The sequence below is a fragment of the Kosakonia sp. LAM2021 genome, assembly GCF_016620385.1.
Classification (GTDB): Bacteria; Pseudomonadota; Gammaproteobacteria; order Enterobacterales; family Enterobacteriaceae; genus Kosakonia; species Kosakonia sacchari.
Map to the genome: position 1 here is coordinate 95,968 of NZ_JAENHT010000006.1, position 12,904 is coordinate 108,871.

At 53.0% G+C, this 12,904-nt stretch carries 14 protein-coding genes and 1 riboswitch; of the genes, 5 read left to right on the top strand and 9 right to left on the bottom strand.

Translation table 11 applies throughout. The annotated features are described in order from the left end of the window. Complete coding sequence (locus JKP81_RS14360; RefSeq protein ID WP_017457456.1) at positions 1–423, bottom strand: DUF1249 family protein; 423 nt, start codon at positions 421–423, stop codon at positions 1–3. Beyond that, complete coding sequence (nudF, locus tag JKP81_RS14365; protein WP_020455286.1) at positions 420–1,052, bottom strand: ADP-ribose diphosphatase; 633 nt, start codon at positions 1,050–1,052, stop codon at positions 420–422. Before nudF ends, JKP81_RS14360 begins: the two co-directional genes overlap by 4 nt. A gap of 206 nt (positions 1,053–1,258) precedes the next feature. Between nudF and tolC the strand changes: the two genes are divergently transcribed. The 3 genes from tolC to JKP81_RS14380 all read left to right on the top strand — a co-directional run bounded on the left by tolC (position 1,259) and on the right by JKP81_RS14380 (position 4,666). Beyond that, complete coding sequence (tolC, locus tag JKP81_RS14370; RefSeq protein WP_200552280.1) at positions 1,259–2,689, top strand: outer membrane channel protein TolC; 1,431 nt, start codon at positions 1,259–1,261, stop codon at positions 2,687–2,689. A gap of 142 nt (positions 2,690–2,831) precedes the next feature. Beyond that, the gene (locus JKP81_RS14375) at positions 2,832–3,500 is read left to right on the top strand and encodes a DUF1190 family protein (protein WP_200552281.1); all 669 of its coding nucleotides are present in this window, start codon (positions 2,832–2,834) and stop codon (positions 3,498–3,500) included. A gap of 5 nt (positions 3,501–3,505) precedes the next feature. Continuing rightward, positions 3,506–4,666 carry a glutathionylspermidine synthase family protein gene (locus JKP81_RS14380; RefSeq protein ID WP_200552282.1) on the top strand — a complete coding sequence of 387 codons (1,161 nt, stop codon included), beginning with the start codon at positions 3,506–3,508 and terminating at the stop codon, positions 4,664–4,666. Positions 4,667–4,703: 37 nt separating this feature from the next. Here JKP81_RS14380 and JKP81_RS14385 read toward each other — a convergent pair whose 3' ends face one another. The 4 genes from JKP81_RS14385 to ygiD form a co-directional block, all read right to left on the bottom strand. After that, complete coding sequence (locus JKP81_RS14385) at positions 4,704–5,990, bottom strand: TRAP transporter large permease (protein ID WP_200552283.1); 1,287 nt, start codon at positions 5,988–5,990, stop codon at positions 4,704–4,706. A gap of 30 nt (positions 5,991–6,020) precedes the next feature. Next, positions 6,021–6,530, bottom strand: a complete 510-nt coding sequence (locus tag JKP81_RS14390; RefSeq protein ID WP_200552284.1) for a TRAP transporter small permease — start codon at positions 6,528–6,530, stop codon at positions 6,021–6,023. 62 nt (positions 6,531–6,592) lie between these two features. Next, complete coding sequence (locus tag JKP81_RS14395) at positions 6,593–7,570, bottom strand: TRAP transporter substrate-binding protein (protein ID WP_017457449.1); 978 nt, start codon at positions 7,568–7,570, stop codon at positions 6,593–6,595. A gap of 309 nt (positions 7,571–7,879) precedes the next feature. After that, positions 7,880–8,668 (bottom strand): 4,5-DOPA dioxygenase extradiol, encoded by a 789-nt coding sequence (gene ygiD, locus JKP81_RS14400; protein WP_200552285.1) that lies wholly within the window; start codon positions 8,666–8,668, stop codon positions 7,880–7,882. A 196-nt stretch (positions 8,669–8,864) separates the two neighbouring features. Here ygiD and zupT point away from each other — a divergent pair, with 196 nt between their 5' ends. Further along, entirely contained in the window at positions 8,865–9,641 is a 777-nt protein-coding gene (gene zupT / locus JKP81_RS14405; RefSeq protein ID WP_017457446.1) for a zinc transporter ZupT, read from the top strand. A 27-nt stretch (positions 9,642–9,668) separates the two neighbouring features. Here the strand turns inward: zupT and JKP81_RS14410 are convergent, their stop codons facing one another. Continuing rightward, positions 9,669–9,818: a hypothetical protein gene (locus JKP81_RS14410; RefSeq protein ID WP_200552286.1), complete on the bottom strand. Its 150-nt coding sequence runs from the start codon at positions 9,816–9,818 to the stop codon at positions 9,669–9,671. A gap of 264 nt (positions 9,819–10,082) precedes the next feature. Beyond that, the gene (ribB, locus tag JKP81_RS14415; protein ID WP_017457444.1) at positions 10,083–10,736 is read right to left on the bottom strand and encodes a 3,4-dihydroxy-2-butanone-4-phosphate synthase; all 654 of its coding nucleotides are present in this window, start codon (positions 10,734–10,736) and stop codon (positions 10,083–10,085) included. 106 nt (positions 10,737–10,842) lie between these two features. Beyond that, a riboswitch (FMN riboswitch) is annotated at positions 10,843–10,992 on the bottom strand. Between the two features lie 121 nt (positions 10,993–11,113). Between ribB and ubiK the strand changes: the two genes are divergently transcribed. Further along, positions 11,114–11,413: a ubiquinone biosynthesis accessory factor UbiK gene (gene ubiK / locus JKP81_RS14420; protein ID WP_020455298.1), complete on the top strand. Its 300-nt coding sequence runs from the start codon at positions 11,114–11,116 to the stop codon at positions 11,411–11,413. A gap of 56 nt (positions 11,414–11,469) precedes the next feature. Here the strand turns inward: ubiK and hldE are convergent, their stop codons facing one another. Continuing rightward, positions 11,470–12,900, bottom strand: a complete 1,431-nt coding sequence (gene hldE, locus JKP81_RS14425; protein ID WP_200552287.1) for a bifunctional D-glycero-beta-D-manno-heptose-7-phosphate kinase/D-glycero-beta-D-manno-heptose 1-phosphate adenylyltransferase HldE — start codon at positions 12,898–12,900, stop codon at positions 11,470–11,472. Between the last annotated feature and the right edge of the window lie 4 nt (positions 12,901–12,904).

The window sequence follows — 12,904 nt, forward strand, 5'->3', positions numbered from 1 at the left end:
CTAACAAACCGGAATCGCCATTGCTCCATGTGCTAAACAGTAACGCAGCCAATCGGCCAGAAACTGGTTAATTTGATGCTTTTCGTCGCGTTGATGCAACTTTTTATTCGGATAATCATAACGCGCTTTGAAACGGAAGATCTGCTGGCTCGAACACACTTCAGCCACCATCGCATCGTGATAAAGGCGCACCGTCATTGACGGCAAGCTCCAGTAACTAATCGATGGTGCGGTCTGCTCAATTTCCACAAGCGTAGTGTAGCGGGTGGACTCGACTATCGTTAACCGGTACTGCGCGTTGGTCACCTGATAGCTCACCGTTTCGCCCGCTACGTCATTACGCGGCAGCAAGCGGCGCAACTGGGCGAAATTGGTTTCGCACAGGCGCATCATTTCTGGGAAGTCAGGTGTATAACGCTTCATTTTTTCCACTCGTTTCGTAAGCTCTCATGATGCAGTTGCAGCCATTGCAGGGCAATGACAGACGCTGCGTTGTCGATTTTCCCCTCTTCTACCCACTGGTAAGCCTGTTCCCGGCTCACCACATGAACACGAATATCTTCGTTTTCATCCACCAGACCATGTATACCCGAGGCCTGCGTGGCATCCACTTCGCCCACCAACACGGCGGAACGCTCGCTGGTGCCGCCGGGGCTGGCCAAATAACTCAACATTCTTTTCACACGACCAACGTGCAGACCGGCCTCTTCGATGGCTTCGCGACGCACAACATCTTCATCGCTTTCGCCCTCTTCAATCATGCCGGCCACCATTTCGAGTAACCATGGGGTTTCGCTGGTATCAAACGCCGCAATGCGGATCTGTTCGATCAGCACAACTTCGTCGCGCACTGGGTCAAAGGGTAGCAAGACTGCGGCATGACCGCGTTCAAAAATTTCACGGCGAACTTCACCGCTCATTTCGCCATTGAATAATCGGTGGCGAAAGCGGTATAGATCGAGCGAAAAAAAACCGCTATAGAGTGTTTCCCGTGCAATAATTTCTACATCGTTTTTTGTGAAAGTCACTGCGGATGTTACTGGCTTACTCATGGGCGGCATCTCTTTTGAAATAATGACAAAACAGTAGATTTCAAGCCTGTATAGCTATCGTTTCAAGTGCTATGTGATAGATTGATGCATATTTACGCCGATGGCACGTTACGCCAAGCTTAAGCGGTGCCACTATCTGGTAGAATCGGCGATTATTTTTTCTAATTTAGACCAGCGCTAATACTGCTTCACAACAAGGAATGCAAATGAAGAAATTGCTCCCCCTCCTTATCGGCCTGAGCCTGACCGGCTTCAGCGCCATGAGCCAGGCAGAAAACCTGTTACAGGTTTATCAGCAGGCGCGTTTGAGCAACCCGGATCTGCGTAAATCCGCCGCTGACCGCGATGCTGCTTTTGAAAAGATTAACGAAGCGCGTAGCCCGTTACTGCCTCAGCTCGGTTTGGGTGCAGATTATGACTATTCCAATGGCTACCGTGACAGCAAAGGCGTCAATTCGAATGTCACCAGTGCGTCCTTGCAGTTAACGCAAACCATTTTTGATATGTCGAAATGGCGCGCCCTGACGTTGCAGGAAAAAACCGCAGGTATTCAGGACGTCACCTGGCAAACCGACCAGCAAACGTTGATTTTGAATACGGCTACCGCCTATTTCAACGTACTGAGCGCCATTGATACGCTTTCCTACATCGAAGCACAGAAACAGTCGATCTACCGCCAGTTGGATCAAACGACCCAACGCTTTAACGTTGGCCTGGTCGCCATCACCGATGTGCAAAACGCCCGCTCGCAGTACGACACCGTACTGGCGAACGAAGTGACCGCGCGCAACAACCTCGACAACATGGTAGAAGCGCTGCGTCAGGTCACCGGTAATTACTACCCGCAACTTGCCTCGCTGAACGTCGACAACTTCAAGACTGATAAACCGCAAGCCGTTAATGCGCTGCTGAAGGAAGCGGAAAACCGAAACCTGACGCTGCTGCAGGCGCGTCTGAGCCAGGATCTGGCGCGCGAGCAAATTCGCCAGGCGCAAGATGGTCATTTGCCAACGCTGAATTTAACCGCCTCAACAGGTGTCTCTAACACCTCTTACAGCGGTTCAAAAAGCGCGCAAAACCCGGATGTTGACGCCGGCCAGAATAAAGTGGGTCTGAGCTTCTCCCTGCCACTGTATCAGGGTGGCCAGGTAAGTTCGCAGGTGAAACAGGCGCAGTACAACTTTGTTGGCGCGAGCGAGCAACTGGAAAGCGCGCACCGCAACGTGGTGCAGACCGTGCGTTCCTCCTTTAACAACGTGAACGCCTCTATCAGCAGCATCAACGCCTACAAACAGGCGGTGGTTTCTGCCCAGAGTTCTCTGGATGCGATGGAAGCGGGTTACTCTGTGGGTACGCGTACTATCGTCGATGTGCTGGACGCGACCACCACGCTGTATAACGCCAAGCAGCAGCTCTCCAGCGCGCGTTACAATTACCTGATCAACCAGTTGAATATCAAATCCGCGCTGGGTTCGTTGAACGAGCAGGATCTGCTGGCGCTGAACAGTACGCTGGGTAAACCGGTTGATACCGCGCCGGAAAGCGTCGCGCCTGAAAATGCACAGCAAGCAGCAAGTGTTGATAACTTCAACGGCAACGCACAACCTGCCGCAGTACGCACCAGCGTGAAACGTTAAGCAGTACTTTTCGACAACGGGGGCATCAAGCCCCCGTTTTTACGTAAGGCAACGTAAAGGCCTCCCCTCCTTGCTTTAACTTCCCCCCCGCATCCTCTATCCTGACCGTTTACTTATACCTTTGGGGCCCAGGAATATTACAATGAAACGGACAAAAAACATCCAACACGCGACGTTCCGTAAAAGCTGGAGCGCGCGCCATCTGACGCCTGTCGCGCTGGCGGTTACCGCCGTTTTTATGCTGGCGGGTTGTGAAAAAAGTGACGAGACAGTTTCCCTGTATCAAAACGCGGATGATTGCTCATCGGCAAACCCGGGGAAAAGCGCGGAATGTACCACCGCGTATAACAACGCGCTGAAAGAAGCCGAGCGTACCGCACCGAAATATGCCACGCGTGAAGATTGCGTCGCCGAGTTCGGTGAAGGTCAGTGCCAGGCAGCACCGGTGCAGGCGGGCGTAGCGCCGGAAAACCAGGCTCAGGCGCAGTCCAGCGGCAGCTTCTGGATGCCGCTAATGGCCGGTTACATGATGGGTCGTATGATGGGCGGCGGCGCGGGCTTTGCGCAGCAGCCACTGTTCAGCTCGCGTAACCCGGCAAGTCCGGCTTATGGTCAGTACACCGATGCTTCCGGTAAAGGTTACGGCGCAGCGCAGCCTGGCCGTACCATGAACGTACCGAAAACAGCGATGGCGCCGAAACCGGCGACCACCACCACGGTAACGCGCGGCGGCTTTGGTGAGTCTGTGGCGAAGCAAAGCACCATGCAGCGTAGCGCCAGCGGTACAACCACCCGTTCAATGGGCGGCTAAGCGCCATGGAAAGAATCAGTATTACCGAGCGTCCGGACTGGCGCGAAAAAGCCACCGAGTACGGCTTCAATTTTCACACCATGTACGGCGAGCCCTACTGGTGTGAGGATGCCTATTACAAGCTGACGCTCGCGCAGGTCGAGAAGCTCGAAGACGTGACCGCAGAATTGCATCAGATGTGCCTGAAGGTGGTGGAGAAAGTTGTTGCCAGCGATGAGCTGATGGCGAAGTTTCGCATTCCTAAGCACACCTGGAGTTTTGTGCGCCAGTCATGGGCCACGCATCAGCCCTCTTTGTATTCGCGCCTCGATCTCGCCTGGGATGGCGTGGGCGAACCTAAGCTGCTGGAAAATAATGCTGATACGCCGACTTCGCTGTATGAAGCAGCGTTCTTCCAGTGGATTTGGCTGGAAGATCAGCTCAATGCCGGCAACCTGCCGCAAGGCAGCGATCAGTTTAATAGCCTGCAAGAGAAGCTGATTGAGCGTTTTGCCGAGTTGCGTGAGCAGCACGGTTTTCAGTTGCTGCATTTCACCTGCTGCCGCGATACGGTCGAAGATCGCGGTACGGTGCAGTATTTGCAGGATTGTGCGGCAGAAGCAGAGCTGGCGTCAGAATTCCTTTATATCGAAGATATCGGTCTCGGGGAAAAAGGCCAGTTCACGGATTTGCAAGACCAGGTGATTGGTAACCTGTTTAAGCTCTATCCGTGGGAATATATGCTGCGCGAAATGTTCTCTACCAAGCTGGAAGACGCAGGCGTACGCTGGCTGGAACCCGCCTGGAAAAGCATTATTTCCAACAAAGCACTGTTGCCGATGTTGTGGGAAATGTTCCCGGACCATCCGAACCTGCTGCCGGCTTATTTTGCCGAAGACGCGTACCCGGAGATGGAAAAATATGTTGTTAAACCCATTTTCTCCCGTGAAGGCGCCAATGTGTCGATTATTGAAAACGGCAAAACGGTCGAAGCGGTTGAAGGGCCGTACGGCGAAGAAGGCATGATCGTGCAGCAATTCTGCCCGCTACCCAAATTCGGCGACAGCTATACGCTGATTGGCAGCTGGCTTATCAACGATCAACCCGCCGGGATCGGCATTCGCGAAGATCGCGCATTGATAACGCAGGATCTCTCCCGTTTCTATCCGCACGTCTTTGTGGAATAAGAGAAAACCCGGCCCGTTGCGCCGGGTTTTTTATTGTTTACAACACGCCAAACAGTTTCGGCAGGAACAGCGAGATCGCCGGAATATAGGTCACCAATATCAACACTAAAAACAATACGGCATAAAAGGGCAGCATCGCTTTTACCACCTGTTCGATCTTCTGCTTACTGACCGCACTGGCGACAAACAGCACCGATCCGACAGGCGGGGTGATCAATCCAATTCCCAGGTTCACCAGCATGATCATGCCGAAATGTACCGGATCGATCCCAAGCGCATTGGTCACCGGCAGCAGCACCGGCGTCAGGATCAAAATCAGCGGCGCCATATCCATCAGCGTGCCGAGCAACAGCAGCATGATGTTAATACACATCAAAATAACGTATTTGTTATCCGAGATTTGGGTGAAGGCTTCCGTAATGCGGGCGGGCAATTGCATATAGGTCATTACCGCCCCGAACGCGGCGGCAAAGCCAATCAGGATCATCACAATCGTCACCGTTTTCACCGTGCGGTACATCAGCTTCGGCAGTTCCGACCATTTGTAATCGCGGTAAATAAACATGGTGACGAAAAAGGCCCACAAGCAGGCGATTGCCGCCGATTCCGTCGCAGTGAAGATCCCGGACAGGATGCCGCCCATGATGATCACCACGGTCATCAACCCCCACAGCGTATCCACAAAGATCTTCAACGCCTGGCGAAACGGCACGCGCTCCCCTTTTGGATAACCGCGTTTATGGGCGAATGCCACGCACATTACCATCAGTGTAAAACTGAGCAACAAACCCGGCAGGATCCCCGCAATAAACAGTGCGGCAATAGAAACTGTACCGCCCGTCGCCAGCGAGTAGATCACCGAGTTGTGACTTGGCGGCGTTAAGATCGCCTGCACCGATCCGCTGGCGGTGACCGCAGCAGCAAAATCACGCGGGTACCCTTTTTTGTCCATTTCCGGGATCATCACCGAACCGATCGAGGCGGTATCTGCCACGGACGATCCAGAAATCGCACCGAAAAACGTGGAAGCGACAATATTTACTAACGACAGTCCGCCGCGAATAAAGCCGACAAAGATATAGGCGAAATTCACTAACCGCCGGGCAATTCCCCCTTCCGCCATGATCGCGCCTGCGAGAATAAAAAACGGGATTGCCAGCAGCGAGAACTTATTCACGCCGTTCGTCAGCTGGATCATCACCGCTTCCAGCGGAATATCGATATACCACGCACCCAGCACGGCGCTAATGCCCACAGCGTAAGCCACCGGTACACCCACCGCCAGCATAATGGCCAGCGTAAAGATCAGAATAAATGCATCCATAAACGTTCCTTACGGGATGTGATCGGAGGATTAGCTCGACGAACCCAGCATCACCACCGGGCGGTGATATTGCGCGCCAAAAAGCATTTTTTCGATAATGAACAAAATGGTAATGGCAGAACCGACAGGCAGCGGTAGATAGCTTTCGCCTGCGGTAAAGAGCGGGAATTCGGCGACCGGCTGTTCCCACAACTCCGCGCACAGCGCAGTGCTATACCAGAGAATAAAAACGCTGATCGCCAGCAGCATTAAGTCCGCGAATACAAAGCAGACTTTGCGCAGCGGTTCGCTTAAACGATCGGTAACCATACTGACCGCAATATGCGACCCCGCGCGGTAACTCACGGCGGCGCCAATAAAGGTAAAGGTCATCATGCAAATAATGGCGACCGGCTCCGGCCACGATAACGCGCTGTTCATGACATAGCGGGCGAAAATGCCCACCGGAATAATCGCCACCATAATTAACAGCGCCAGACCTGCAATCCACATCGATATCCGGTAAAGAATATCCATCAACAACGAATAGCGTTCAGCCATAGCAGTTTTCCCGGTGAAAGTTGCAAATGGGCAGGGAGCAGAACGCGCCTGCCCGGCAGAGGTTATTGCACTTGCTGAATACGGGTAATCAGTTCCTGATGCTCTTTACCGTATTTATCGCGAACCGGTTGTGTGGCTTCATAAAACGCTTTGGTATCGATGTCGTGAAATTGCACACCGCCCGTTTTCATCGCTTCCAGCGATTTTTCGTTATAGGTTTTCCACAATTCTCGCTGTTCGGCTTGTGCCTCTTTAGCCAGTTTCAGAATTAATTCCTGATCCTCTTTTTTCAGCTTGTCCCATTTGGCTTTTGAGAACAAAAACAGCTCGGGAATAATAAAGTGCTTACTCCAGGTATAATTTTTGACGACCGGTAAATAGTTGTGCGCGACAAAAGTTGGCGGGTTATTTTCCGTGCCATCAATCACCCCGGTTTGCATTCCGCTGAATACTTCGCTGACCCCCATCGCCACCGAGTTAGCGCCCATCGCTTTCAGGGTATCGAGTGCAATTGGGCTGCCCTGCACGCGGATCTTCATGCCCTTAAGATCTTCCGGCTTAGTGACAGGCGCTTTGGTGATCAGATTACGCGTACCGGCGTCCATCCAGCCCAGGAAGATCAGGCGCGATTTGCTGCTTTCTGACAGGCGGTTACCAATTTCCTGGCCAATCATGCCATCAAGCACTTTATGCATATGGTCTTCATCGCGGAAAATATAAGGCAGTGTAAAAACGTTTATCTCCGGTAATATCGCCGCCACTGGTGTCATAGAGACACGAATAATATCAATAGCGCCAATTTGCGCCTGCTCAATAACTTGTTTCTCGTCACCTAATACGCCGCCTGGAAAGGTCTTTATATCCAGTCGACCGTCAGTTGCCTTACTGAGCTTTTCCCCCATATGTTTTACTGCCACCACGTTCGGGTAGTCGGCAGGGTGAACATCGGCAGCGCGAAAGGTTTGGGCGACAGAGGCGTGGGAGATAAACAGCAGAGCGGAACTAATACAGACTTTCAGTAAGGTTTTCGCTGAGTTCATATTTCCGTGTCTCCAGAGGGTTTAATTTTTAGGCACAAAAGACCGGCCGCGAACAGAATGTTCGTGGCATTACACCGGATTGTTTTTATGGGTATGTCTAAAAAGTAGACACTCTGAAGCGTAGACACTCAGGTGGGTTATTGCGACGATGGTGTTCACAAAAAGAGCAAAAATTCAGCACAGCGTTTCATTTTTGTAGCGAAGCTCTTTTTATTTTCAAAAAAACCCTATTTCAGATGCGTTTTTTTGCGACTCTGCTCGAAATTTTCCATTTTCAGGTAAAAAAAATGGCGCATACGCGCCATTCATTTAGCCAACCTGGACCGAGAGCATACTGAGCGATCCCATCTCGATACCATCAACCGGTATCGACACAGGTTCCTTGCCATCCCATGCGCCAAGCACATACAGCAGAGGCAGGAAGTGATCCGGCGTCGGGTTAGAGAGCGAACCACCTTCATGGTCAAGATAATTGACCAACGGATGCTGCTCGCCGGGCCCCTGCCAGGTCAGGTTCTCTTTCACATAATCATTGAACGCAATGGCCCACGGATACGGCGTATTTTCGCCGTGCCAGCGCGCAGTACGCAGGTTATGCACCACATTACCGCTGGCCACCAGCATGATGCCTTCATCGCGAAGCGACACCAGCTTACGGCCCATTTCGAAGTGCCATGCCGCCGGTTTGGTGCTGTCGATACTGAGCTGCACCATCGGAATATCCGCGTTCGGGTACATTTTGATCAACACGCCCCATGAACCGTGATCAAACCCCCAGGCTTCTTTATCCAGCGTTACCGGCACAGGTGAGAGCAATTCAACTAAGCGTTGCGCCAGTTCCGGCGAGCCAGGAGCCGGATAATGCGTATCGTATAACGCCTGCGGGAAACCACCGAAATCATGGATAGTTTTCGGCGCTTCCATGGCGGTGACGCCGGTTCCGCGAGTAAACCAGTGCGCGGATACCACCACAATCGCTTTCGGGCGTGGCAGCGTCTCGCCCAGAGCGCTCCAGGCGCGAGTATAAACGTTATCTTCCAGCACATTCATTGGGCTGCCATGGCCCAAAAACAGTGCAGGCATGCGAGGTGCTGACATGGTGATATCCTTACTGAGTGTGTCTATTTGTTAAACGTAGATTACGCTTTTTCGGCGGGTGAAGAACTCAGATAACCATGATGAAGATCATCAGTAATTTTGAATGTAAGGAATGCGTAAAGATAGCCAACCCGTCTCGCTTTTCCTGCAACAAAAACTTAGATTAATGAGAATGATTATCATAAAGGAGTAAGCTATGTCAGTACCTTTGATTCTGACCATCCTGGCAGGCGCGGCGACATTTATTGGCGCGCTTCTTGGTGTTATCGGCCAGAAGCCCTCAAACCGCGTACTGGCGTTTTCGCTCGGTTTTGCCGCCGGGATCATGCTGCTTATCTCGCTGATGGAGATGTTGCCCGCCGCGCTGGCAACGGAAAATATGTCGCCCATGCTCGGCTACGGCATGTTTGTGGTCGGCTTGCTGGGCTATTTCGCGCTGGATCGCATGCTACCTCACGCGCATCCGCAAGATTTAATGCAGGGTACACAGCAAACTTTTCCGCGCGGCATTCGCCGTACCGCTATTTTGCTGACGCTCGGTATCAGCCTGCATAACTTCCCGGAAGGGATCGCCACTTACGTTACCGCCAGTAACGACCTGGAACTCGGCTTTGGCATCGCTTTTGCGGTCGCGTTACACAATATTCCTGAAGGACTGGCGGTTGCAGGGCCGGTCTATGCGGCGACCGGGTCAAAACGCAGTGCGGTATTCTGGGCGGGTATTTCAGGTATGGCAGAAATCCTTGGCGGCGTGCTGGCGTGGCTGATTCTGGGAAGCCTGGTCTCGCCGGTAGTGATGGCAGCGATTATGGCGGCGGTCGCCGGGATCATGGTGGCGCTGTCGGTCGATGAGCTGATGCCGCTGGCAAAAGAGATCGATCCCAATAACAACCCCAGCTACGGCGTGCTGTGCGGCATGTCGGTGATGGGATTAAGCCTGGTAGCGTTACAGGCGATGGGGTTTGGCGGGTAAGTCAGAGTGATGACGGGCAGCGGTGTATTAATCGCCCTGCCCAACGCGCCGGTGTTTTTTCAACTCCTCCACCACGCGTAAATAACCTTTATATATCGCTTCCCGATCATGGCGGCAGGCTTTGCAATTACGTTTAAGCACGTGGATATAACCAAGGACAATCAAAACAACAGCCACAATCCAATACCAGGAAATGAACACATTGCCTCCGTCATATATTCGGCAAAAATTGCTTCACAAATTAATTACAAAGCCACTTAAATTGAACGAGTTAGAAAAATCTCAAATCCCTTTTAATACTCGCCGCAGCGCTTACCACTTTATAAGTAGAGCACTTGATTTTCAATGCGTGACGATGAGAAGCGCGCCAAACTTTGATGCAGAACAGGCAAAAAAAATCCGCAGCTAAAAGCTGCGGATTTTTATGGGTAAAGCTAATTCTTAGCTGGCTTTACGCTCATGCTCCTGGCGATAAGCCACCAGGTCTTCAATGGTCACTACCGCCATATTGTGCTGTTTCGCAAACGCGATGCATTCCGGGGCGCGCGCCATTGAGCCATCGTCATTGGTTAATTCACATAGCACACCCGCTGGTTTGAAGCCCGCCAGCGTCACTAAATCGATAGTCGCTTCTGTGTGACCACCACGGGTCAGCACGCCACCCGGCTGCGCGCGCAGCGGGAACACGTGGCCAGGGCGGTTCAGATCGGACGGTTTCGCGCCATCGGCAATTGCCGCACGAACGGTGGTAAGACGATCAGCCGCCGAAACGCCGGTGGTTACGCCGTGCGCCGCTTCAATGGTCACAGTAAAACCGGTGCCAAATGCGCTGGTGTTGTTCTCTACCATCATTGGCAGATCGAGTTGTTTACGACGTTCGTCGGTCAGGCACAGGCAAACAATACCGCTACCGTGGCGAATGGTCAGCGCCATCTGCTCAACGGTCATGGTTTCGGCGGCGAAAATCATGTCGCCTTCGTTTTCGCGGTTCTCGTCATCGAGCACCATCACACCACGGCCTTCGCGCAGCGCGGCAAGAGCGTGTTCAATACGTTGGAAAGGCGTGCCAAAAGAAGAAAGCAGCGTCTGATTCATGGTAAAAGACCTCAATAAAGTTATGGTTACCAGAATCAGGGCAGTCTTAGGAGTGTCGCAATGCGGCAAAAAAATAACGCGAGCGGGCGTCATTGCCCGACAGATTCGTTACTCTCTCCCATCCGGACTTTAACCGTCGGCCCCGGAATTACACCGGATCTGCTGACCTTCAGACGTTAACCTGAAGCGCTCGCGGGCTTTCAGCATGCGCTGATTTACCGCCGGTGGGGAATTTCGCCCCGCCCTGAGAATAAGCGCGATAACTATAACGCCATTGATAATCTTCGGCAATGCATAAGCTTCAAACAATTCTGGTTTATCACCTGGGGTTATCACACTACAATAACTGAATGAGCCTACCGAACAGGGACCCCAACATGATTGATCCGAAGAAAATTGAACAGATTGCGCGACAGGTTCACGAATCCATGCCAAAAGGGATCCGTGAGTTTGGGGAAGACGTTGAAAAGAAAATCCGCCAGACGCTGCAATCGCAGTTAACCCGCCTCGATCTGGTCAGCCGCGAAGAATTTGACGTGCAGACGCAGGTTCTGCTGCGCACCCGCGAAAAACTGGCGTTGCTGGAACAGCGCCTCAGCGAGCTGGAAAGCCGCAGCAGCGGCAACGTCACCGAAGTGAAACCGGCCCCCGCCATTCCACCGGTTGATGAACAATAGTAAAAAGCCCTCATAAAAGAGGGCTTTTTCTTTTTCACTATTCACCAGCAGCGCCGTTATTGGCTGTCTTTCTGGATCTTTTTGATGATGTTGGTGGTGGAGCAACCGTCTTCAAAGTTGAGCACCAGCACTTCGCCGCCGTTGGCCCACACCTCTTCGCTGCCCGCGATCTGTTCGGGTTTGTAATCCCCGCCTTTCACCAGCAGATCCGGCAGGATCCCGGCAATCAGGCGCTGCGGCGTATCCTCTTCAAACGACACTACCCAGTCCACCGCTTCCAGCGCACTCAGCACAATCATGCGCTGCTCAAGCGGGTTCACCGGACGAGTTTCCCCTTTCAAGCGTTTGGTGGACGCGTCGCTGTTAACCGCAACAATCAGGCGATCGCCCAGTTTGCGCGCATTCGCCAGATAAGAGACATGCCCGGCATGCAGAATGTCGAACACGCCGTTGGTCATCACCACTTTCTCGCCGCGCTTACGCGCCGCCGCGACAGCGACTTTCAGTTCATCTTCCGTCATCACACCGAAGCCGGTTTCCGCACGGCCACGCACCGCGTTTTCAAGCTCGATTGGCGACACGGTTGAGGTACCGAGTTTACCGACCACTACGCCCGCAGCCGCGTTGGCAAAATAGCACGCCTCTTCCAGCGAATTCCCGGCCGCCAGCGTCGCCGCCAGCACGCCAATCACCGTATCGCCCGCACCGGTGACGTCATACACTTCCTGCGCCTGAGTCGGCATATGCAGCGGCGCTTTGCCCGGCTGCAGCAGCGTCATCCCCTGCTCGGAACGGGTAACCAGCAGCGCAGAGAGTTCGTAATCGGCAATCACTTTCATGCCGCGTTCAACGATCTCGTCTTCGCTTTTGCACTTCCCGGCCACCGCTTCAAATTCAGACAGATTCGGGGTCAACAATGTGGCACCGCGATAGCGTTCAAAATCCGTGCCTTTCGGATCGATAAGCACCGGCACACCGGCTTTGCGCGCCAGTGCGATCATCTGCTGAACACTTGCCAGCGCCCCTTTGGCGTAATCCGACAGCACCAGCGCGCCAATATTGCCAAGCGCCTGGCTGATGCGTTCATACATTGGTTGCGGATCGACTCCTTCAAAGCCTTCTTCGAAGTCCAGGCGAATCAGTTGCTGGTTACGCGACAGCACGCGCAGCTTAGTGATGGTGGGATGCGTCGGAACAGAAACGAAGTCACATTTAACGTTAACATCGGCCAGCGCTTTGCTCAGCGCGCGCGCCGCATCGTCAATGCCAGTCAGGCCAACCAGACGCGCCGTTGCGCCCAGTGAGGCGATATTCATCGCCACGTTTGCCGCGCCGCCAGGACGCTCTTCAATGGTATCGACTTTAACAACCGGGACTGGCGCTTCCGGAGAGATACGGCTGGTTGGGCCATACCAGTAACGATCCAGCATCACATCACCCACCACCATTACACCGGCTTGCTTAAATTCTGGCAGCGTCACTTTCATTCCT